The organism is Methylobacterium sp. AMS5 (genome assembly GCF_001542815.1).
Taxonomy (GTDB): Bacteria; Pseudomonadota; Alphaproteobacteria; order Rhizobiales; family Beijerinckiaceae; genus Methylobacterium.
This window is the reverse complement of record NZ_CP006992.1, coordinates 2,590,265-2,612,878: the sequence shown is the minus strand read 5'-3', so window position 1 is coordinate 2,612,878 and position 22,614 is coordinate 2,590,265. Positions and strand designations below refer to the sequence as shown.

17 protein-coding genes are annotated in these 22,614 nt (G+C 69.4%); 7 read left to right on the top strand and 10 right to left on the bottom strand.

From position 1 onward, the window contains the following. Positions 1-34 precede the first annotated feature (34 nt). The 5 genes from Y590_RS11595 to Y590_RS27010 form a co-directional block, all read right to left on the bottom strand. Positions 35-1,522 (bottom strand): efflux transporter outer membrane subunit, encoded by a 1,488-nt coding sequence (locus Y590_RS11595; protein WP_060772263.1) that lies wholly within the window; start codon positions 1,520-1,522, stop codon positions 35-37. Between the two features lie 73 nt (positions 1,523-1,595). Next, positions 1,596-4,910: an efflux RND transporter permease subunit gene (locus Y590_RS11590; protein WP_060769970.1), complete on the bottom strand. Its 3,315-nt coding sequence runs from the start codon at positions 4,908-4,910 to the stop codon at positions 1,596-1,598. Beyond that, positions 4,907-8,044, bottom strand: a complete 3,138-nt coding sequence (locus Y590_RS11585) for an MdtB/MuxB family multidrug efflux RND transporter permease subunit (protein ID WP_060769969.1) — start codon at positions 8,042-8,044, stop codon at positions 4,907-4,909. Before Y590_RS11585 ends, Y590_RS11590 begins: the two co-directional genes overlap by 4 nt. A gap of 13 nt (positions 8,045-8,057) precedes the next feature. Next, positions 8,058-9,437, bottom strand: a complete 1,380-nt coding sequence (locus Y590_RS11580) for an MdtA/MuxA family multidrug efflux RND transporter periplasmic adaptor subunit (protein WP_060769968.1) — start codon at positions 9,435-9,437, stop codon at positions 8,058-8,060. 157 nt (positions 9,438-9,594) lie between these two features. Further along, positions 9,595-9,768 (bottom strand): hypothetical protein, encoded by a 174-nt coding sequence (locus tag Y590_RS27010; protein ID WP_201026784.1) that lies wholly within the window; start codon positions 9,766-9,768, stop codon positions 9,595-9,597. Positions 9,769-10,218: 450 nt separating this feature from the next. Between Y590_RS27010 and Y590_RS11575 the strand changes: the two genes are divergently transcribed. Genes Y590_RS11575 through Y590_RS11565 form a run of 3 tightly spaced genes read left to right on the top strand, consistent with a single transcriptional unit; the run spans position 10,219 to position 13,164 of the window. Next, complete coding sequence (locus tag Y590_RS11575) at positions 10,219-11,403, top strand: aminotransferase (RefSeq protein ID WP_060769967.1); 1,185 nt, start codon at positions 10,219-10,221, stop codon at positions 11,401-11,403. Then, positions 11,400-11,924, top strand: coding sequence for a DUF4112 domain-containing protein (locus Y590_RS11570; RefSeq protein ID WP_060769966.1), 525 nt, complete (start codon positions 11,400-11,402; stop codon positions 11,922-11,924). Before Y590_RS11575 ends, Y590_RS11570 begins: the two co-directional genes overlap by 4 nt. 37 nt (positions 11,925-11,961) lie before the next feature. Beyond that, positions 11,962-13,164, top strand: a complete 1,203-nt coding sequence (locus Y590_RS11565) for an ABC transporter permease (RefSeq protein ID WP_060769965.1) — start codon at positions 11,962-11,964, stop codon at positions 13,162-13,164. 6 nt (positions 13,165-13,170) lie between these two features. On the opposite strand, the gene Y590_RS11560 is transcribed toward Y590_RS11565, so the two are convergent. The 5 genes from Y590_RS11560 to gloB form a co-directional block, all read right to left on the bottom strand. After that, positions 13,171-15,402 (bottom strand): glycoside hydrolase family 3 N-terminal domain-containing protein, encoded by a 2,232-nt coding sequence (locus Y590_RS11560; RefSeq protein ID WP_060769964.1) that lies wholly within the window; start codon positions 15,400-15,402, stop codon positions 13,171-13,173. 132 nt (positions 15,403-15,534) lie between these two features. Further along, positions 15,535-16,752 carry a GGDEF domain-containing protein gene (locus Y590_RS11555; RefSeq protein WP_060769963.1) on the bottom strand — a complete coding sequence of 406 codons (1,218 nt, stop codon included), beginning with the start codon at positions 16,750-16,752 and terminating at the stop codon, positions 15,535-15,537. A gap of 170 nt (positions 16,753-16,922) precedes the next feature. Further along, the gene (locus Y590_RS11550; RefSeq protein ID WP_060769962.1) at positions 16,923-17,909 is read right to left on the bottom strand and encodes a site-specific tyrosine recombinase XerD; all 987 of its coding nucleotides are present in this window, start codon (positions 17,907-17,909) and stop codon (positions 16,923-16,925) included. Further along, complete coding sequence (locus tag Y590_RS11545) at positions 17,906-18,058, bottom strand: hypothetical protein (protein WP_012253924.1); 153 nt, start codon at positions 18,056-18,058, stop codon at positions 17,906-17,908. The genes Y590_RS11550 and Y590_RS11545 overlap by 4 nt, the downstream gene beginning before the upstream one ends. A gap of 364 nt (positions 18,059-18,422) precedes the next feature. Beyond that, the gene (gene gloB, locus Y590_RS11540; protein WP_060769961.1) at positions 18,423-19,202 is read right to left on the bottom strand and encodes a hydroxyacylglutathione hydrolase; all 780 of its coding nucleotides are present in this window, start codon (positions 19,200-19,202) and stop codon (positions 18,423-18,425) included. Between the two features lie 230 nt (positions 19,203-19,432). Here gloB and Y590_RS11535 point away from each other — a divergent pair, with 230 nt between their 5' ends. The 4 genes from Y590_RS11535 (at position 19,433) to Y590_RS11520 (ending at position 22,549) form a co-directional block, all read left to right on the top strand. Further along, positions 19,433-20,167, top strand: coding sequence for a class I SAM-dependent methyltransferase (locus Y590_RS11535; RefSeq protein WP_056192650.1), 735 nt, complete (start codon positions 19,433-19,435; stop codon positions 20,165-20,167). Positions 20,168-20,203: 36 nt separating this feature from the next. Next, a complete protein-coding gene (locus tag Y590_RS11530; RefSeq protein WP_060769960.1) occupies positions 20,204-20,893 on the top strand; it encodes a MarC family protein in 690 nt (229 codons plus the stop codon). A gap of 74 nt (positions 20,894-20,967) precedes the next feature. Further along, complete coding sequence (dapB, locus tag Y590_RS11525; protein WP_060769959.1) at positions 20,968-21,771, top strand: 4-hydroxy-tetrahydrodipicolinate reductase; 804 nt, start codon at positions 20,968-20,970, stop codon at positions 21,769-21,771. 139 nt (positions 21,772-21,910) lie between these two features. Further along, the gene (locus Y590_RS11520) at positions 21,911-22,549 is read left to right on the top strand and encodes a 2,3-bisphosphoglycerate-dependent phosphoglycerate mutase (RefSeq protein WP_060769958.1); all 639 of its coding nucleotides are present in this window, start codon (positions 21,911-21,913) and stop codon (positions 22,547-22,549) included. Positions 22,550-22,614 lie beyond the last annotated feature (65 nt).

Below are 22,614 nucleotides of genomic sequence, written 5' to 3'. Positions count from 1 at the left end.
GGTTCCTGTTCCGGCCGAGCTGCCCTGCCACACACTACTCGTCGGTGCGGACGGCCGAGCCTCCATCGATCGGCAGGCGCACGCCCTTCAGCTCCTCGCCGGTCGGCAGCGAGCGGGCGTCCCAGCCGCCGCCCAGCGACCGGATCAGCGCGACGGCGGTCGTGAAGCGGTTGAGGCGAATCTGGAGCGCGGTGACCTCGTTGTTGATGAGCAGCGCCTGCGCGGTCACGACGGTGGTGTAGTTCTGCGTGCCGGCCCGGTACTCGTTGAGGGTGATCTCGACCGCGCGCCGCGCCGAGGCGACCGCCTCGTCCTGCTTGGCCTGCTGGCGGGCGAGGATGCGCACGCCGGCCAGCCCGTTCTCGACCTCGCCGAAGGCGGTCAGCACCGTCTGCCGGTAATTGGCCACCGCCGCCTCGTAGGCGGCCCTCGCCGTTTGCAGCACCGCCGCGCGGGCGCCGCCGTCGAAGAGCACCTGAGAGCCGTTCGCGGCGATCGACCAGACGCGATTGGCGGCCGAGAACACGCCGTTGCTGGTCGCGCCCGAGATGCCGCCCGAGGCCGACAGCGTCACCGTCGGATAGAAGGCGGAGACCGCCACGCCGATCTGCTCGCTCTGTGCCTGCACCAGCCGCTCGGCCCCGGCGATGTCGGGCCGGCGTTCCAGGAGATCGGACGGGATGCCGACCGGCACCGAAGGCGGACGCACCGGCAGGGGCGAGAACGGCAGCTTGACCTCCGAGGGCGGGCGGCCGGTGAGAATCGCCACCGCGTGCTCGAAGGTCGCCCGCTGGAGATCGACGGCGATCAGCGAGGCCTGCGTCGTCTGGAGCTGCGTCTGTGCGGTGATGACGTCGGAGCGGGCAGCGACGCCCGCATTGTACTGGTTCTCGGCGATGCTGAGGCTGCGCTTGAAGCCCTCGACATTCTCTTCCAGCACGCGCTTGAGCGAATCCTGATAGCGCAGTTGGAGGTAATTGGTCGCCAGTTCCGCCTGAAGGCTGAGACGCACCAGGGCGAGGTCGGAGGCCGAGGCCTGGGCGGAGGCGACATCGCTTTCGATCTGCCGGCGGATGCCGCCGAACAGGTCGAGTTCCCAGCTCGCCTGCCCCTGGAGCGAGACGGTGGTGCGCTCGGCGCCCAGGGCCCGCGACCGGGTGATGCCCGGAGCGCCGATCACCGTGGGGAACAGGGCGGCGCGCGCCTGCGCGACGAGGGCGCGGGCCTGATCGTAGACCGCGACCTGGGCGCGGAGGTTCTGGTTGTCGACGTCGATGGAGCGGATCAACCGGTCGAGCGTCGGGTCGTTGAAGGCCCGCCACCAGTCGCCGCGCTCGGCCGCGTCGTTCGGCAGTGCCGGGCGCCACCCCTTCTGCGCCTGGACATAGGCGAGGCTGTCCTCGCGCATCCCGCCCTGCTTGAACGCCAGCGGCGTCTCGACGGAGGGGCGCGCGTAATCGGGGCCGACGAGGCAGCCGGAGGTGGTCGCGGCAAGCGCGGCGACGCCCGAGAGACGGAGCAGAGCCGCAGCCCCTCCCCTCCCCGCTCGACGCAGGCGGCCTTCGCGCAAATCACGGATCACGAAACAACCATCCTCACTCGGCCGGCACCGCCGCCGGTCCGCCCCGGCGACGCTTCGCCCAGAGCCGGAGACGGTCGAGATACAGGTAGACGACCGGTGTCGTGTAGAGGGTCAGGATCTGGCTGACGATGAGTCCACCGACGATCGCGATGCCGAGGGGCCGGCGCAGCTCGGCCCCCTCGCCGCCCGCGACGATGAGCGGGGCCGCACCCAGGATGGCGGCGAGCGTCGTCATCATGATCGGGCGGAAGCGCAGGAGGCAGGCCTCGTAGATCGCCTCCCCCGGCGTCAGGCCGCGGTTGCGCTCCGCATCGATGGCGAAATCGATCATCAGGATGGCGTTCTTCTTCACGATACCGATCAAGAGGAACACCGCGATCAGGGCGACGATGGTGAACTCGGTCCCGGTCGTGAGCAGCGCGACGATGGCGCCGATCCCGGCCGAGGGCAGGGTCGAGAGAATCGTGATGGGGTGGATGTAGCTCTCGTAGAGGATGCCGAGCACGGCGTAGACGGCCAGGAGAGCCGCCAGGATCAGCAGCGGCTGGCGCGAAGACGATTCCTGATAGCTCTTGGCCGCACCCGCGAACTCGCCATGGATGGTCTGCGGCAATTGCAGATCGAGCATGGTCTGGTCGATGACGGCGGTGGCCTCGCCCAGACTCTTGCCGGGCACGAGGTTGAACGAGATGGTGGTGGCCACGAACAGGCCCTGATGCGCCACCTGGACCGGGGCGTTGCCGGTCTCGAAATGGGCGAAGGCCGAGAGCGGCACCATCGTTTCCTTGGCGCTCGACACCGGCGCGCTCGACGAGGCGCTGCCCCGGCTCGCAGCGATGGCGTTGCCCGCGGCGTTGCGCGCCGAGTCGGCGGCGATGGTCGCTGCCGTATCGGTGGCGGACGTGCCGGAGGTCGACGCTTGCGAGGCGGTCGTGGTCCCGCCCCCCGCCACCGTGCCGGCAACCGCGTTGGTGGTGGCCGAGCCCCGCGCCCGGCCGCCCGTGGTCGAGACGTAGATCGTCTTCAGGACTTCCGGGTTCTGGAGATATCGCGGCGCGATCTCCATCACCACGTGGTACTGGTTGAGCGGGTTGTAGATCGTCGAGACCTGCCGCTGCCCGAAGGCATCGTAGAGGGTGTTGTCGATCTGGTCCGGGGTGATGCCGTAGCGGAATGCGGTCGCCCGATCGATGACGAGGCGGCTCTCCAGCCCGCCCTCCTGCTGGTCCGAGGTCACGTCGGCGAAGATGTCGGTGCGCTTCTGCAGCGCTTGCAGCAGCTTCGGCGAGGCGGCGTAGAGTTCCTCCGACGTGTCGCCCTGGAGTGTGTACTGGTACTGGGCGAAGCTCTGGCGCCCGCCCATCCGGAGATCCTGGCGCGGGAACAGGAACAGGCGCGCGCCCGCGACCTGGGCGAGCTTCGGCCGCAGCCGTGCCATCACGGTCTCGATCGGCTCGCGTTCGCCGCGGGGTTTCAGCCCGACGAAGACGTTGGCGGAATTGGTACCGCGCCCGCCCGTGAAACCGACGATGCTCTCCACCGCCGGGTCGGCCTGCACGATGGCGCTGGCGCGCTCCAGCTTGTCCTTCATCGACTGAAACGAGATGCGCTGGTCGGCCTGGATGCCGCCCATGAGCTGGCCGGTATCCTGATCGGGGAAGAAGCCCTTCGGCACGATGATGTAGCCGTAGACCGTGAGCCCGATCGCGATGAACACGCTGAGCACGGTCAGTCGCCGGTGACGCAGCGCGAAACGGAGCGTCCGTTCGTAACCCCGCAGCACCGCGTCGAAGCCGCCCTCCAGCCCGCGCAGCAGGATATTGGGGCGTTGGCCCGCGTGCATCTGCGCCTCGGGCTTGAGGAGCAGCGCGCACATCATCGGCGTCGTGGTCAGCGACAGCACGAGCGAGACGAGGATCGCCATCGACAGCGTGACCGCGAATTCCTGGAACAGCCGGCCGACGATGCCGCCCATCAGCAGGATCGGCAGGAACACGGCGATGAGCGACAGGCTCATCGAGACGACGGTGAACCCCACCTCGCGGGCGCCGAGCAGGGCCGCCTCGACCCGTGGCTTGCCCGCCTCGATGTGCCGCTGGATGTTCTCCAGCACGACGATGGCGTCGTCCACGACGAAGCCGGTCGCGATGATGAGCGCCATCAGCGACAGGATGTCGAGGGAATAGCCGAGCATCCACATCGCCGCGAAGGTGCCGATGATCGAGATCGGCACCGCCACCGCCGGGATCAGCGTCGCCCGCCAAGAGCGCAGGAAGATGAAGGTGACGAAGATCACGAGGATGACCGCGATGATCAGCGTTTCCTCGGTGCTGGCCAGCGAGGCGCGGATCGTGGCGGAGCGGTCGCCGGAGATGTTGAGGTCGATGTCCCCGGGCAGCGCCGCCTTCGCCTGCGGGATCGCCGCCCGCACCCGGTCCACGGTCTCGACGACGTTGGAGCCGGGCTGCTTGTAGATGAACAGGATCACGCCCGGCTTGCCGTCGACGAGGCCGAGGTTGCGCTTGTCCTCGACCGAATCGACCACTTCGCCGACATCGGCGAGCCGCACGGCGGCGCCGTTGCGGTAGGCGACGACGATGTCGCGATAGTCGGAGGCCTGCCGGCCCTGGTCGTTGGCGTAGAGCTGGTAGCGGCGGTCGCCCGCCACGATGTCGCCCTTGGGCGAGTTGGCGTTGGCCGAGGCCAGGCCCGCGCGGATGCCTTCCAGACCGATGCCGTAGTGGAACAGGGCCGTCGGATCGAGTTCGACCCGGACCGCCGGCAGCGACGAGCCGCCGATATCGACGTTGCCGACGCCCTCGATCTGGCTCATCCGCTGCTGCACGATGGTCGCCGCGGAATCGTAGAGCTGCCCGGGCGTCAGCGTATCGGAGGTGAGGCCGAGGATCAGGATCGGCGAATCGGCCGGATTGAACTTGCGGTAGGTCGGGTTGGTGCGCAGCGAGGTCGGCAGGTCGGCCCGCGCGGCGTTGATCGCCGCCTGCACGTCGCGGGCGGCGCCGTCGATGTCGCGGTTGAGGCCGAACAGCAGGACGATCCGCACCGTGCCTGTCGAACTCGTCGAGGTCATCTCGTTGACGTCGGCGATGGCCCCGAGCCGCCGCTCCAGCGGCGCGGCGACCGTGGTCGCCATGGTGTCCGGCGAGGCGCCGGCCATCTGCGCCTGGACGAGGATGACGGGGAAATCGACCTGCGGCAGCGGCGCCACCGGCAGGCGGACATAGGCGAACATGCCGGCGAGCAGCAGGCCGATGGTCAGCAGCGTCGTCGCGACCGGGCGGCGGATGAACGGTTCGGAGAGGTTCAAGGCACCGCCCCACCGGGCGCCAGCCCGTCCCGCTCCCGCCGCCCCGTGATCCGCCGCTCCAGCCGGTCGAAGGCGAGATAGATCACCGGCGTCGTGAACAGCGTCAGCACCTGACTGACGATCAAGCCGCCGGCGATGACGATGCCGAGCGGCTGGCGCAGCTCGGAGCCGACGCCCGAGCCGACGATCATCGGCACCGCCGCGAACAGCGCGGCGAGCGTCGTCATCAGGATCGGGCGGAAGCGAAGGAGGCAGGCCTCGTAGATCGCGTCGCGCGGGGCCTTGCCCTCCTCGCGCTCGGCCTGGAGCGCGAAGTCGATCATCATGATCGCGTTCTTCTTCACGATGCCGATCAGGAGCACGATGCCGATGATCGCGATGATGTCGAGCGAGAGCCCGAACCACATCAGCCCGAGCAGCGCGCCGATGCCGGCGGACGGCAGCGTCGAGAGGATGGTGATGGGGTGGATGAAGCTCTCGTAGAGCACGCCGAGCACGATGTAGACGGTGATGATCGCCGCGCAGACGAGGAACAGCTCGTTGGAGAGCGCCGACTCGAAGGCGAAGACGGAGCCCTGCGGCACCACGTTGAAGCTGGCCGGCAGGTTGATGTCTTTTCGCGCGGCTTCCAAGGCATCGACGGCTTGGCCGAGGGCCACGCCGGGCGCGAGGTTGAACGAGACGGTGGTGGCCGGGAACTGGCCGAGATGGCCGATCAGCAGCGGCGCGCGACGCTCCTCGATCTTCGCCACGGCCGAGAGCGGCACCTGTCCCGAGGGTGCGGTCGAGGACGGAAGATAGAGGTTGTCGAGGGAGGCGAGCGAGGTGTGCAGCTTCGGGTTCGCCTCCAGGATCACCCGGTACTGGCTCGATTGGGTGAAGATGGTCGAGACGATGCGCTGGCCGAAGGCGTCGTAGAGCACGTTGTCGATCGTGGCCGGCGTGATGCCGTAGCGCCCGGCGGTGGGCCGGTCGATGGTGACGTAGGCGGCCAGGCCGTTGCCCTGGTAGTCGCTGGTCACGTCGGCCAGGAGCGGCGAGCGGCGCAGCGCCTCGACGTAGCGCGGCACCCAGGTCTCGAAGTCAGGCAGGTTCGGGTTCTCGAGGATGACCTGATACTGCGTGGCCGAGACCGCGGTATCGATCGTCAGATCCTGCACCGGCTGCATGTAGAGCCGTACGCCGGGGACAGAGCTCGTCGCGGCGTTGAGGCGTCGGATGATCGCGCTGGCATCGGCGCCGCGCCCCTCGCGCGGCTTCAGGTTGATGAGAAAACGGCCGGAATTGAGCGTGACGTTCTGCCCGTCCACCCCGATGAACGAGGACAGGCTCGCAACGTCCGGATCCTGCAGGACGATGTCGGCCAGGGCCTGCTGGCGCTCGGCCATGGCCTCGTAGGAGACGCTCTGGTCGGCCTGTGAGATGCCCTGGATCACGCCCGTGTCCTGCACGGGGAAGAAGCCCTTGGGGATCACCACGAACAGGTAAGCGGTGAGCGCCACGGTGCCGAGGGTGACGAGCAGCGTCAGTCCCTGGTTGGCGAGCACGACGCGCAGGGCCCGGCCGTAGAGGGCGATGACGCCGTCATTGAGCCGCCGGCCCGCGCGGGCGATCGGGCCCTCCCGGCGCGCGGCCGGCGTGTCGGCGCCATGGGCGACGGGCTTGAGCAGGCGCGCGCACAGCATCGGCACGAGGGTGAGCGAGACCACCGCCGAGATGACGATGGTCGCCGCCAGCGTGATGGCGAATTCGCGGAACAGGCGGCCGACCACGTCGCCCATGAACAGGAGCGGGATCAGCACCGCGATGAGCGAGACGGTGAGCGAGATGATGGTGAATCCGATTTCGCGGCTTCCCTTCAGCGCCGCCTCGAACGGTTGATCGCCCTCCTCGACGTGGCGGGCGATGTTCTCGATCACGACGATGGCGTCGTCCACGACGAAGCCCGTGGCGATGGTGAGCGCCATCAGCGAGAGGTTGTCGAGGGAGAAGCCCCACGCATCCATCACCGCGAGCGCGCCGATCAGCGAGAGCGGCACCGACAGGCTCGGAATCAGCGTCGCGGAGAAGCTGCGCAGGAACAGGAAGATCACCATCACCACGAGGCCGATGGCGAGCATCAGCTCGAACTGCACGTCGTGGACCGAAGCGCGGATCGTGGTGGTGCGGTCGGTGAGGATCGCGACCGAGACCGAGGCCGGCATCGTCGCCTGAAGCTGCGGCAGCAGCCGCTTGATGCGGTCGACCGTGTCGATGACGTTGGCGCCGGGCTGGCGCTGAATGTTGAGGATCACCGCGGGCGTGCGGTCGGCCCAGGCGCCGAGCCGGGTGTTCTCGGCCCCGTCCACGACCTCCGCCACGTCGGTGAGATGGACCGGCGCGCCGTTGCGATAGGCGATGATCGCGCTGGCATAGACCGCCGGGTCACGCACCTGATCGTTGGCGTTGATGGCGTAGGATTGGGTCGGCCCGTCGATATTGCCCTTGGGCGTGTTGACGTTGAGGTTGGCGATCGTCGTGCGCAGGTCGTCGATGTTGAGGCCGTAGGCGGCCATCGCCAGGGAATTGAACCGCACCCGCACCGCTGGCCGCTGCCCGCCGCCCATGCTGACGAGGCCCACACCGGCGATCTGGCTGATCTTCTGGGCGAGCCGGGTCTCGGCGAGGTCGCGCACCTGCGTCAGCGGGATCGTCGCGGAGGTGAGCGCCAGCGTCAGCACCGGCGCGTCGGCCGGGTTGACCTTGGCGTAGATCGGCGGCGCCGGAAGGTCGGTCGGAAGCAGGTTGCCGGCTGCGTTGATCGCCGCCTGGACCGACTGCTCGGCGATGTCGAGCGGGATGTCGAGGTTGAACTGGAGCGTGATGACGGACGCCCCCGCCGAACTCTGCGAGGACATCTGGTTGAGGTTGGCCATCTGGCCGAACTGCCGCTCCAGCGGCGCGGTGACGGCCGAGGTCATCACCTCCGGGCTGGCACCGGGATAGAAGGTCTGCACCTGGATCGTCGGGTAATCGACGGCCGGCAGCGCCGAGACCGGCAGGTTCAGGTACGACACCGCGCCGACGATGAGGATCGCCAGCATCGACAGCGTCGTCGCGACGGGCCGCAGGATGAAGAGGCGGGACGGGTTCATGGCCGCATCCCGCCTACTGCGCCGGGCGCCGGCGTCCCCGGCGCTCCTGGCTGCCCTGGTTCGCGCCGTCGGTGGAAGCGGCCGGCGTCGTCGGAAGCGTCGCGCCGGGGGCGCCCGCCGCCGGGCCACCGGCCTGGGGGCCGGGGGTGTTGCCGACGACGCGCACCGGCGCGCCCTCGCGCAGGCGATCGGTACCGTCGGTGACGACGCGGTCGCCCGCCGCAAGGCCCGACAGAACCACCGTGTTCACCCCATCGGTCTCGCCGGTCTTGATCGGGCGGACCGTGACCTTCTCGTCGCCGTCCATCAGGTAGACGTAGGTGCCGGGCGTGCCACGCAGGATCGCGGCATTCGGCACCAGGACCGCGTTCTGGATCGTCTCGACGGTGAGACGCGCATTGACGAACTGGTTCGGGAACAGGCTCTCGTCCTCGTTCTCGAACATCGCCCGCAGCTTCACCGTGCCGGTCGTGGTGTCGATCTGGTTGTCCACCGTGTCGAGGCGGCCGACGGCGATCTCATGCTGGTCGCTGCGGTCGTAGGCGCGCACCGTCAGCTTGGCACCCGCGCGCACCCGCCGCATCACCCGCGCGACGTCGTCCTCCGGCAGCACGAACACCACCGAGATCGGACGCAACTGCGTGACGACCACGATGTTGGTCGAGCCGGCGGTGATGTAGTTGCCGAGATCGACCTGCCTCAGGCCGACCCGACCCTCCACCGGCGAGACGATCCGGGCATAGGTGAGATTGAGCTTCTGCTGATCGACGAGGGCCTGATCGGCGGCCACCGTGCCCTCGTTCTGCTTCACCAGGGCGGCCTGGGTGTCGACGTTCTGCTTCGAGATCGAATCCTGGCGGTTCAGGGTCTGGTAGCGCTGGAGATCGAGCTTCGAGTTTTGCAGCAGTGCCTGATCGCGCGCGAGCTGGCCCTGATACTGCGCGAGCAACGCCTCGTAGGGCCGCGGATCGACCTGGGCGAGGAAGTCGCCTTCCTTCACCATCTGGCCCTCGCGAAAGCCGATCTTGGTGAGGTAGCCGTTGATCTGCGAGCGGATCGAGACGGTGGCGAGCGGGGTCACCGTGCCGAGGCCCTGGAGCACGACGGGCATGTCGCCGGTCACGACCGGCGCGACGCCGACCGCCTGCTTCATATCGGCCGGCCGGCCGCCGTGACCGGGACGCCCGCCGCCCGGCGCCTGTGCCGTCTCCCCGGCCGGCTTCTGCCGCGCATCATAGGTGCGGTGGGCGACGGCGCCGGCACCGCCGAGGATCAGCAGGGCGAGCATCCAGCGGCCGAACTTGCGGCGCCGGCGGACCGGTGCGGTCGTCACCGGGTCCGCGGTCCGGTACTCCCGGGCGGTCTGCCTGCGTATCGGCGAACTCTCGTTCATCCCTCACACACTCATCGACGGCATCACGGCCAACAGACGCGGGCCGATTCACGATCACGATCCGGCTGGCAGAAGATCCACCCGGCTCGACCCCGTTTCGAACAAAGCTGGCTGGATTCGGTACGGCCGGCGAGCCTCGCCGGTCATTGCGGTGTTCCTACGGCGGCGACGTTTCCGGCGTGTTGCTGCCGGTCGGCGCAGCCTGCGACTGATAGAGGCGCACCACGTCGCGAAACGACGCATCGACCGGCATGACCGGCAGCGTGAGACGCAGACCCAAGCCCAGGACACCGGCCATGACGGCGAGCAGCAGGCAGGTTCCCAGACGCATGATCCGCCGATGGTGAAGGGGTCGCTGGAAAGGGCCGTTGCAAGAGCGTATGCCGCCCGACCGGACATGAAAAAGGCCGCCGTGTCGAGCGGCGGCCTTTTTCATGAAGCACGACCGGACCGGCCTGCCACACCCGAGAAACGAGGGGGCGAAGTCCCTCGAGCGCGGCGGCCGGTCCGACCGTGGGGTGAACATGCGCTTACGACTGATGATCGTCAACATTCGTCACCCTGCCGACGCGGCGCAAAAGCGGGATTTCGCAGCTAATCCGCAGGCTCGTGTGCGTGAGCGCACGTTGCGAAGACCGCACCCCGACGTTCTCGACAAGGTCCGACAAGACGCCTCTTGTGTTCACAGGCGACGAGACCGAACGCGGCCCCGCTCTCTTCTCCATTCCATCTTGCGTAGAGGCACTTGGAGTGGGGCGGTCGCTCTGCAAAGACATCGCGCATGAGTCCTGCCGCGAATCGCATCCCCCCGCTCACCGGCCATCCCGTGTTCGCCGAGCTGCCGGAAACCGTCTTCGAAGCGATGTCGCGGCTCGCGCGGCAGCACGGGGCGATCAATCTCGGCCAGGGCTTTCCCGACGGTCAGGGCCCCGACGACGTGCGGGACGCCGCCGCGCGGGCGCTGGAGAGCGTCAGCAACCAGTACCCTCCGATGATGGGGCTGCCTTCGCTGCGCACGGCCATCGCCGCGCATTACCGTCATCACCAGGGCATCGACCTCGATCCCGAGCGCGAGGTGATGGTGACTTCGGGCGCGACCGAGGCGCTGGCCGGTGCGCTGATGGCGCTGGTTCGGCCGGGTGACGAAGTCGTACTGTTCGAGCCGATGTACGACGCCTACTTGCCGCTGGTGCGGCGCGCTGGCGGAGTGCCGCGCTTCGTCACGCTCAAGCCGCCGCATTTCCGGATCGAAGAGGCGGCATTGGCGGACGCGTTCTGCGACCGCACCCGGATAGTCCTGCTGAACAACCCGCTCAATCCGAGCGCCACCGTCTTCGGGGAGGACGACATCGCCCTGCTGGCCGACTTCTGCCGGCGTTTCGACGCGATCGCGGTCTGCGACGAGGTCTGGGAGCATGTGATCTTCGACGGCCGGCGCCATCGGCCGCTGATGGCCCTGCCTGGCATGCGTGAGCGGACGGTGAAGATCGGCTCGGCCGGCAAGATCTTCAGCCTCACCGGTTGGAAGGTCGGCTTCGTGATGGCGGACGAGCCGCTGATGCGGGTGCTGTCGCGGGCGCACCAGTTCCTCACCTTCACCACGCCGCCGAATCTTCAGGAGGCGGTTGCCTACGGCCTGGCCAAGGACGACGCGTACTTCGAGGGTATGCGGGCTGACCTCGCCCGCTCCCGCGACCGGCTGGCGGCGGGACTGTCACGAATCGGCTTCGCCGTGCTGCCGAGCGCCGGCACCTACTTCCTCAGCGTCGATATCGCGGGCCTCGCCGCCGACGACGTCGCCTTCTGCGAGCGGATCGTATCCGAGCACGGCGTCGCGGCCATCCCCGTCAGCGCCTTCTACGAGGAAGGAAGCGTGAGCACCCTCGTGCGCTTCTGCTTCGCCAAGACGGACGCCACCCTCGACGCGGCGGTCGAACGCTTGGCAGGATTATTTCCCGGGACGTGAACGACCGCACGATCCGCTTCCTTGTGCAGCGACTGGGGCGGGGCCACATCCCCGTCATGAGCACCTCCGTTCACACCTCCAGCACGGCCTATCGCGAGTCCACGGGCGCGGCGCAGTTGCGCCACCTCACCGATACCGGCACCGAGGCGAGTCTCCTGCGGCTCGAGCAGCTCGCCCACCTGATGGACTCGGCCTTCCTCCTGCCGGGCATCAACCGCCGCGTCGGTCTCGACGCGGTGATCGGTCTCGTTCCCATCCTCGGCGACATCGCGGGCATGGCGATCGCCTCGTACATCGTCTACGAGGCGAAGCGGCTCGGCGCACCGCGCTGGCTGGTTTGGCGCATGATGGGCAACGTCGCCATCGACGGCGCGGTGGGCTCGGTGCCGCTGGCCGGCGACCTGCTCGACGCGGCCTTCAAGGCGAACCGCCGCAATGTGCGCCTTCTGCGTCGCCATCTGGAGCGCAAGGGTGCGCTGCGGCCGAGCGAGATCGAGGGCACCGCAACCCGGCTCGACTGAGCCGGCATCGGCCGCCCGAGTGTGAGGGTTGGAGCCGATGAACGAGCACCTGCGACCCGAACGCGATGCGGTGCCCGTCACCGCACCGGGCAACGCGCCGCAGATGCGAGTCCTGCCGACCGCCACACGCCGCGGACTCTCGCCGCTCAACCGGCGGCGGCTCGCGAACTTTCGGGCCAACCGGCGCGGCTATTGGTCGGCGGTGATCTTCACCGTCCTGTTCGTGCTGAGCCTGTTTGCCGAACTCATTGCCAACGATCGCCCGATCGTCATGCAGTACAAGGGCGAGTGGCTGTTCCCCGTCCTGGTCGATTACCCGGACGAGAAGTTCGGCGGCTTCCTGGCCCAGACCGATTACCGGGCGCCCGAGACGCGCAAGGAGATCGAAGAGAACGGCTGGGTGCTCTGGCCGCCGATTCCGTATGCCGACAACACCTTCATGCGGGACCTGCCGACCCCGGCCCCCTCGCCGCCCACCTGGATGCTGAGCGATGCCGAGTGCCGCCCGGTCGCCGAGCGGGCGGGCGTGAAGGCGCAGGGGCGCGAACTCGGCTGCCGTGACATCGAGTGGCACTGGCTCGGCACCGACAACGCGACGCGGGACGTGCTGGCGCGCGTCATCTACGGCTTCCGCATCTCGATCCTGTTCGGCCTCGTGCTCGCCGGCGTCTCGTCCGTCATCGGCGTGATCGCGGGGGCGGTGCAGGGCTATTTCGGCGGCTGGACCGACCTGATCTTCCAGCGGATCATCGAGATCTGGGGCGCGATCCCGACGCTCTACCTCATCATCATCATGTCGGCCTTCCTCGTGCCGAGCTTCTTCACCCTGCTCGGCATCCTGACGCTGTTCTCGTGGACGGCTCTGGTCGGCGTGGTGCGCGCCGAATTCCTGCGCGCACGCAACTTCGAATACGTGCGAGCGGCTCGCGCGCTCGGCCTGTCGAACGTGCGCATCATGACGCGGCACCTCCTGCCCAACGCCATGGTGGCGACGCTGACCTTCCTGCCGTTCATCCTGAACGGCTCGGTCACGACCCTGACCTCGCTCGACTATCTCGGCTTCGGCCTGCCGCCGGGCTCCCCCTCGCTCGGCGAGTTGCTGGCGCAGGGCAAGGACAACATCAACGCGCCCTGGCTCGGGCTGACGGGCTTCTTCGTGGTGGCGACGATGCTGAGCCTGCTCGTCTTCGCGGGCGAGGCGGTGCGCGACGCGTTCGATCCGCGCAAGACCTTCGGCTGAACCGCGTCAGCGCCGCGCCTCGTCGCTGCCCGGCGGCCCGCGCCAACCGGTCTCGACAGCGAAGCCGGCACTGCGGGTGGCGATCGCGTCCCCGCCGACATGGGCGAGGTAGGTGCCGGCCTCCACCACCAGCGTGCCGTCCGGCTCGTGGTAGCCAAGGTCGCGCGCCGGCACGCGGAAGCTCGCGACTCCGGTCTCGCCCGAGGCGAGGTCGAGGAGCGCGACGCCCTTCAGCAAGCGCCTCGGCCGACTGCGGCTCGCCACCGGTTGGCCGACATAGAGCTGCGCCACCGCCCGGCCCGGACGCGTCCCATAGTTGGTGACGGAGGCGCGCACCTCCAGCATCGCGTCGTAGCGGTCCCCGACGCCGACATGCGGCGCTACGATCTCCGGCTCGCCATAGGCGAAGCGCGTGTAGGAGAGGCCGTAGCCGAACGGGAACAGCGGCAGTGGCGACTCGTCGGCATAGCCCATGGTCCAGCGTGAGCCGGGGACATGCGGGCGCCCGCCCGGCAGCGTGTCGTAAGACAGCGGCAATTGCCCGACCTTACGCGGCCAGGAGACCGGCAGCCGGCCCGATGGGTTGGCGTCACCGAACAGCGTCTCGGCCACAGCCGGCCCGCCCTCGGTGCCCGGGAGCCACGCCATCAGCGCCGCCTGCGCCTGTCCTAACGCATCCCCGAGTTCGGTCGGGCGCCCGCCGACCACGACGAGCGCGACCGGCTTGCCGGCCTCGGCGACCGCCGCGAGCAGATCATGCTGCAGGCCGGGCCAAGTGAGGGTGGCGCTCGACGAGCCTTCGCCCGAACGGTCCCGCGGCTCGCCCATCACCGCCACGACGAGATCGGCCCCTGCCGCCGCCTCGACCGCGGCGGCAAAGCCCGCGCGGCTGTCGCAGACGCGCGGGCAGCCCGGCGCGAAATCGATCGCGACACCGGACGCGGCGGCCCGCTCACGCAGGCCCGCAAGGATCGTCACCGCGTCCCATTCCTGCCCCGTGCCCTCATGCGGCCCGACCTGATCCCAGGCGGAATCGGCGAAGGGACCGACGACGGCGATGCGGCGCACCCTGGCCGGATCGATCGGCAGCAGATCCTCGCGATTCTGCAGCAGCACGAGGCTCGCCCGCGCCGCCTCGCGGGCGAGCCGCCGGGTCTCGGGGCGCAGCAGTTTCGCCTCCGCGCCGTCCGGATCGACCACGGGGCGGTCGAACAGGCCGAGCCCGAACTTGAGCCGCAGCACCCGGCGCACCGCTTCATCGACCGCCGTTTCGGGAACGCGCCCGGCGCGCACCTCATCAGGCAGGTGGCGGAGAAACAACCCGCTCGTCATGTCCATGTCGACGCCCGCCGCCAGCGCCTTGCGCGCGGCCTCCGCGCCATCGCGGGCAATGCCGTGCTTCGTGAGACTGGCGATCGCCTGCCAATCGGCCACGACGAGGCCGGAAAATGCCATCTGCCGCCGCAGCAGGCCCGTCATCAGCGCCGGGTCGGCGGTGGTGGGCAGGCCGTTCAGGGCGGTCAAAGCCGTCATCACCGCATCGGCGCCGGCCCGGATGCCATCGCGGAACGGGGGCAGGTGGAGGTCGTGCAATTCGGTGGGTGCCACGAAGGTCGCGTCGTAGTCGCGCCCACCCAGCACCGCACTGTAGCCCGCGAAGTGCTTGAGCGTGCTCGCGAGCCCGCCATCGCGAAAACCCTCGACCTGCGCGGCGGTGAGCCGCCCCGTCAGCCACGGATCTTCGCCCAAGCCCTCGACCACCCGGCCCCAGCGCAGATCGCGGGCGACATCCGCCATCGGCGAGAAGGTCCAGTTGAGGCCGATCGCTGCCGACTCGCGTGCCTGGGCGGCGGCGGCGCGGCGCACGAGACCGGCATCGAAGCTCGCGGCCATGGCGAGCGGCAGGGGGAAGATGGTGCGGTAGCCGTGGACGATGTCGAGGCCGACGAGCAGCGGGATCCCGAGCCGCGCGGAGCGGGCGAGCCGGTCGGCCTGCGCCACGAGACCGGCATTGTTGAAGTTGATGACCGCCCCGACCTCGCCGCGGCGGAAAGCATCGAGGTCGAGGATCGGCTCATGCGAGATCAGGTTGAGCTGGCCCGCCTTCTCCTCCAGCGTCATCCGGGCGAGCAGCGCCTCGATCCGGCTCTCGACCGGCTCCAAGGCGCTGGCCGGCGCGCCGAGGACGACGGCCCAGGCTGCGGCACCGCGGACCATCCACCGAGCCAGCCGCCGCATCGTCACCGTCTCCCCGGGGCGATTCCCACCGCCCTCGCTCACGGGGCGGGACGATGCCTCACGAAGGGGCGCGCCGTCGATGGAGCACGGTCCGGGATCGATCGGCGCCAGGCAGATCGGTGTGGACGGCGGTCACGGCGACCGCGTCCGGCTCCGCCGGCCCGCGTTGACGCGAAGGCCGAGGCTCGGGTCCGCCGCCTCGGCGAAGGGAAGGCGATCCTCGCCGGCGGCGACCACCCGGTCGCGTCCCGCGTGCTTGGCCTGGTAGAGGGCGTCGTCGGCCCGGCGCAGCAGGTAATCCAGGCTGCCGCCGATCTGGCTTTCGGCCGCCACACCGATGCTCACGCGAACCGCCAGCTCCGGATAATCCGGGTGAGCGAAGCGGGCGACCGCGGCCCGGACGTCCTCGGCGACGCGCATGGCCGCCCAATCGTCGAGCCGCGGCAGCAGGCACGCGAACTCCTCGCCTCCCATCCGCCCGAACACCGCCCCGGGCGGCAGCAAAGGGTCGGCGACATGGCAGAAAGCGGCCAGCACCGCGTCGCCGACGCTATGGCCGTAGCGGTCGTTGATCGCCTTGAAGTGGTCGAGGTCGAACAGGAGCAGGGCAGCCGGTGCGGCGGCGAGGTGCCGCTCGGCGCCCGCGACCAGCGCGCGGCGGTTGGCGATGCCCGTGAGCGAATCGGTCTCGGCCGCCAGCCGCTGCTCACGCTCGGCCCGTTCCTTCGTCAGCGCCATGAACACGAAGGCGATCGCGACCGAGAACAGCGTTCCGGTAAAGCAGAGAATGGCGAACCACGGCGAGGCGATCGCGACCGAAGCCGGTATCGGCATGGTGAACGCCAGCGGCACGCGGATCCAGTAGAGGCCGGCATAGATGGCAAGCAGCACCAGCGCCGGGTAGCGGGAGACCAAGGGCTCGTCGCGGCCCTGCCAGATCGTCAGCGCGCCGGAGGCGCAGTAGAGCCCGGCGAGCGTCGAGGCGACGCTGATGCGGGCGGCGAGCGACTCGAAGAAGGGGGGGATCAGGCAGGCCGCGATCCAGATCGCCCCGCCGCCCACGGCCCAGCCGAGCCGCAGCGAGCGGCCCTCGAAGGCCCGCACGCCGCTCCAGATCAACCCGTAGCCGCCGATCATCATTGCGTTCGCGAGGCCGATGGACAGGCTGTCCGGGATTTGGCCGCGCAGAGCCAGCATCAGCGACGCGGCACTGCCGACGAGATGCGCGATGCCCCAGACCGCCAGCGCACGCTCGCGGCGGGTCTGGCTCCAGGACAACAGGAACAGCACGCCCACCATGAAGGTGACGGCGACCGTCATCAGAAAGAGCGTCGGGAGATCGAGGCGCATCGTGTCTTTGGCAGCGGCCCGTCTAGACCGCTGCGCCGCCTCCCCTGCATCGTCGTGGCCTCAGAAATGATCCAGGAACGATTTTGAAGTCAACAGCATCGCTAAACACTTGCTGCAGCGATTTATGAAATTCCGTTGCCGTATCGACCGACAAACGAACAACGTATGCTTCAATACGGTTCGTCAGGGGAAACATTGCACGCGTCGATCTGATCGCCCTGATCGTTGAGTGGGTGAAGATCGCGCACCATGCCTTTTAAACGTTCATCGAGGACGTGGGTGTAGATCTGCGTCGTCGAGATGTCGGCATGTCCCAGCAATTCCTGCACGATGCGCAGATCCGCGCCGTTCTGGAGCAGGTGGCTGGCGAAGGCGTGGCGCAGAACGTGCGGGCTGACCCGGTCGGGCCGCAGGCCGGCCGCGGCGGCGGCGGTCTTGAGGTCGCGGGCGAAGGCTTGCCGGGTGAGATGGCCGCTCTCGCTCTCGGCGGGAAATAGCCAGGCCCCCTCGGCGGTCAGGTGCGCGACGTGGGTGCGCATCGCTTCGCGGGCGAGGTCCGTGAGCGGCACGAGGCGCTCGCGCCCGCCCTTGCCCTTGACCACGAGGTAGCGCTCGCGGGTGGCCGCGGCTGAGCGCGGCAGGGCCACGAGTTCCGAAACGCGCAAGCCCGTGGCGTAGAGGAGTTCGAGCAGGCAGAGCATCCGCGCGGCCGAACGGGCCTCTGCCCGGTCGTCGCCCGCCGCCTCGACACGCGCGCGCGCCGTCGCGAGCAGGCGATCGACCTCCGCCACCGACAGGACCTTCGGCAGGCCCTTGGCGCGCCGGGGGGCCGCAACCGGCGCAGTCGGATCGGTTTCGGAATAGCCCTCCGCGTAGAGGAAGCGGTGGAAGCCGCGGATGCAGGAAAGGCGCCGGGCAGCCGAAGACGCCTTCAATCCGCGCGGCTCCAGGGAGGCGATGTAGGCACGGACCTGATCGGCCTGCGCCGCCTCCGGGTCGATCCTGCCTTGCGCGAGGTAGCCGAGGTAGTCGTCGAGATCGCGCCGATAGGCGGCCAGGGTGTTGGCCGCCGCACCGCGTTCGGCGGCGAGCATGTCGAGAAAGAGCTGACCCGGATCCTCCGCTCCGCCTGGGAGCGCGGAACCGTCCGCGCTCATCGCCCGCCCGGCTGGAGCTTCGATGGGGGAATGGTGACGCTGATCTCCCGCGGCGTCGGCTCGACGAAGGTCGCCAGTGCGAACATGCCGGCGAAGACGAGGCCCGCGAGGATCGCGATCGTGGCAAGGAAACGGAACAGGGTGGGCAAGGGAACCGGCCTTTCGCCGAGGATACGCGGACGAGCGGGTCGTGTTGCGATGCGCAAACCGTGGGTTTCGATCACATGCCGGAGGCTCGAAGGCAAGGTCTGGCGGAGCAGGGGCGGCGCGGTCAAGAGAGCGGCCGCCGGCCACCGGGGCCATCGCTCGAAAGCGATCACCTTGGTTTGTTGCTGGCCTCAGTCGCCAATGCCGGCCTTCGCAGGCTTAGGCCTGGAGCCGTCGTCGCGCGCCACCCCCTTGCCCGCTTCCTGGAGCCGTATCCGACCCCATTGCATCAGGCCGGCGTCTCTCGGTCTCTGTTTTCACGCGCGTTCTTTCGACGAACCGGTGGCCACTTCGTCGGAATGCGCTTTAGAAGCGGTTCTTCCAAGCCCGCAGAGCGGTGAACACCGCCGCCGGGTCGGAGCCCGGCTCGAGCCCCGCCGAGCGGGCGAGGGCCGGCTGGCCCACGCGCAGGAACGGGTTCGTCGCCTTCTCCTGGCCGATGGTCGACGGAATCAGGAAGCCGCCCTGCTCGGCAAGCCGCTCGGCCTCGGCCACGCGCTCCTTCAGGTCGGCGTTGTCCGGATCGGCCGCCAGCGCGAAGCGGCCGTTGGAGAGAACGTAATCGTGACCACTGTAGACCGCGGTCGCGTCGGGCAGGTCGAGGAAGCGGCTGAGGGAGCGCCAGAGCGTTTCGGGCTCGGCCTCCATCACCCGGCCGCAGCCGAGGGTGAACAGGGTGTCGCCTGAGAACACGACGCCGGCATCGGCGAAATGGTAGGTCACGTGGTCGGCGCAATGCCCCGGCGTCTCCCAGACCGCGGCGGTGAGACCGCCGACCGTCACCGTGTCGCCCTCCTTGACCGTGCGGGCGGCGCCCGGCACCGCCCCGCGCGCCTTCTCCGGCACGGTCACCCGCGCGCCGGTGCGCTCCACCACCTCGGGAATCCCCTCGATGTGGTCGCCGTGGCGGTGGGTGACGAGAATGTCGGTGAGTTGCCAGCCCTCCGCGTCGAGGGCGGCAAGCACGGGCGCGGCCTCGGGCACGTCGATGGCGGCGCAGGCGCCGCTGGCGGGATCGCGGATCAGCACGCCGATATTGTCGCTCCGGCACAGGAAGGTGCGGATTTCGGGGGCCGCTCTCGTCATCGAAGACCTTTCGCGAAAACTGACTTTTCCACCCGGACGGTCACGGGGAAAGGGCCGCCGGGCGTGACCGGCGCCGGGACGCGCGATGCAAGCCCGGGCGGGGAACCGTTGCATCGCGGTGACGGTTCCGGGATCGGACGCGTAGCCACGCTTGCCCGACGCCTCCGCGATCCCCATTGATGCCGCATCAGCCCTGCGGAGGACAACCGGCCGTGCCGGCACCCCATCCGATGCGCCTCGACGTCACGGACCTGCGCGCTTTCTACGCCAGCCCGCTCGGCGTCGTCACGCACCGTGTCGTCGGCCGGACGATCCACGGCTTCCTCGGCTCCGTCTCGGGGCTGCGCGTGCTCGGGCTCGGCTACGTTACGCCCTATCTCGGCCCCGTCCACGTCATCGCGGAGCGGACGCTGGCCTTCATGCCGGCGACGCAGGGCGTCGTGAACTGGCCCTCCAGCGGGCGCTCGGTGACGGCGCTCGCCGATCTCACCATGCTGCCCCTGCCCGAGGCCGCGGTCGATCGCGTCATCCTCGTCCACGGCCTCGAAGCGGTGGAAAGCCCGAGCGAGCTGCTCGCCGAAGTGTGGCGGGTGCTGACACCCGGCGGACGCCTGATCCTCGTCGTGCCCAACCGCACCGGCGTCTGGGCGCGGCGCGACGCGACGCCCTTCGGCCACGGCCAACCCTACAGCCGCTCGCAGCTCTCGCGGCTGATGCGCGACACGCTGTTCTCGCCGGAGGGCTGGGCCGAGACGCTCTACATGCCGCCGATCCGCAGCCGGTTCTGGCTCCGCACCGCCGCGGCCTGGGAGCGGTTCGGCACCGGCCTCGCCATGCCGTTCGCCGGCCTGCATGTCGTGGATGCGACCAAGCAGCTCTATCGGCCGATCGCCGTGCGGCAGGTGCGCCGGCTGGAAAGCCGCGTGCCGGCGCGGGTGCTGGTGCCCGCCGGACAGCCGGGCTAAAGCCGGCGCGGTTCCTCCCTGTCGCCGCGAGCGAGCATGCTGCCATCCTTTGGCTTCGAAACCGTGCTGACGAGCTTCCTGCTCGCGCTGTCCAGCCTGTTCTCGATCGTGAACCCGGTCGGCTCGGCGCTGATGTTCGCGCAGATCACCTCCGAACGTTCGCATGCCGAGCGGTCGGAGCTGGCGCGGCGGATCGGCTTCTACGCCGCGCTCGTCATACTCGCCGCCCTCTGGGCCGGCGCCCCGATCCTCAATTTCTTCGGCGTGTCGCTGGCGGCCCTGCGTATCGCCGGCGGCCTGTTCGTGGCGGCCTTCGCCTGGACCATGCTCACCGCCCCCGAGGCGCGGGAGGCCCGCAAGCATGCCGAGGCCGAGCCGGAGACCGGCGAGAATCTTGCCGAGGTCGCGTTCTTCCCGCTCACCCTGCCCTTCACCACCGGGCCCGGCACCATCGCCGTCGCCATCGCGCTCGGCGCCAACCGCCCCTCCGAGCCCGGCGAACTCGCCGGCTTCTTCCTCGGCGCCTCCCTGGCGGCGCTGGCCATCGCCGGGGTGATCCGTCTCGCCTACGGCTCGGCGGACCGGGTCGTGACCCTGATCGGATCGGTGCGGGCACGGGTTCTCGGGCGTCTCTCGGCCTTCCTGCTGCTTTGTGTCGGCACGCAGATCACCGTCAGCGGCGTGTCGGACGTGCTCGGGCCGCTGATCGCCTCGCATCGGGTATAGACAGTCAACGGCCGCCATCCGCGCTATGAGCGCTGGGTGAGCCGGCCATTCATCGGAGCGAAGAGTCGATCATCATGAAGCTCGTCGTTGTGGGCGCCGAAGGGCGCATGGGGCGGATGCTGATCCGGGCGGTCGCGGAGGCCGAGGGCTGCACGCTGCACGGCGCCATCGAGCGCCCCGGCTCCGCCGCCCTGGGCCAGGATGCCGGGCGCTTGGCCGGGATCGGCGAACTCGGCGTGCCGGTGAGCGACGACCCCCTGTCGCTGTTCGTGGCGGCAGACGGGGTGCTGGACTTCACCGCGCCGGCCGCGACGGTGGCCTTCGCCGAACTCGCCGCGCAGGCCCGCATCGTCCATGTCGTCGGCACCACGGGGCTTTCCGAGGACGACCTGACGCGGCTGAAGGCGGCGAGCTACCATGCCCGCGTCGTGCGTTCGGGCAACATGTCGCTCGGCGTCAACCTGCTGGCGGGCCTCGTGCGCAAGGTCGCCGCGACGCTGGGCCACGAATTCGACATCGAGGTGCTGGAGATGCACCACCGGATGAAGGTCGATGCGCCCTCCGGCACGGCGCTGCTGCTCGGCGAGGCGGCGGCGGAGGGCCGGAATGTCGCCCTGGCCGAGACCCGCGTCTCGACCCGCGACGGCCATACCGGGGCGCGGCGGCCCGGTGATATCGGCTTCGCCACCCTGCGTGGCGGCTCGGTGGTCGGCGACCACAGCGTCATCTTCGCCGGCCCCTCGGAGCGGATCACCCTCTCGCACCACGCCGAGGACCGGGCCATCTTCGCCCGCGGCGCCGTGCGGGCGGCGCAATGGGCCTTCGACAAGCCGCCGGGCCTCTACGGCATGGACGACGTGCTGGGGCTTCGCGACTAGACTGACATCCGAATAACGAATCCAACGGAACGTCAGGCTCAGGCTTGGGAGGCGCCGCCGCCTCTGGTAGAGGCCCGCCCAAGATCGCGAGGCGCCGTGCGGCGGCCTCGCCCTATCCTTCTCCGGAGAGACCCGTCCCATGGAGCGCCTGCTCGTCCTCGCTCGGCATGGCCAGAGCGAATGGAACCTGAAGAAGCTGTTCACCGGCTGGCGCGACCCGGAGCTGACGGAGCTCGGGATCCTCGAGGCGCGCCGGGCCGGGCGCTGGCTCAAGAGCCAGGGCACGCAGTTCGACGTGGCCTTTACCTCGAACCTGCGGCGCGCCCAGAACACCTGCTCGCTGATCCTCGAGGAGATGGGTCAGGCTGGCCTGGAGACGATCCGCAACGAAGCGCTGAACGAGCGCGACTACGGTGACCTCTCCGGCCTCAACAAGGACGATGCCCGCGAGCGCTGGGGCGACGCACAGGTCCACGAGTGGCGTCGCTCCTACGATGTGCCCCCGCCCGGCGGCGAGAGCCTCAAGGACACCGCCGCGCGGGTGCTGCCCTACTACATCGAGACGATCCTGCCGCGCGTCATGTCGGGCGAGCGGGTGCTGGTCGCGGCCCACGGCAACTCGCTGCGGGCGCTGGTGATGGTGCTCGACGGCATGACCACCAAGACCATCGCCAGCCTCGAGATCGCCACCGGCATCCCCCTGGTCTACCGGCTCAAGGCCGACACCACGGTCGAGTCGAAGACGGTCCTCGACAAGGACATCGATCAGGACGATTGATACTTTCCGCCCCGCCCGCTTTGCTCCTCGTCCCGATGCGCTGACAGCCTGTGCGGGTCGGGACG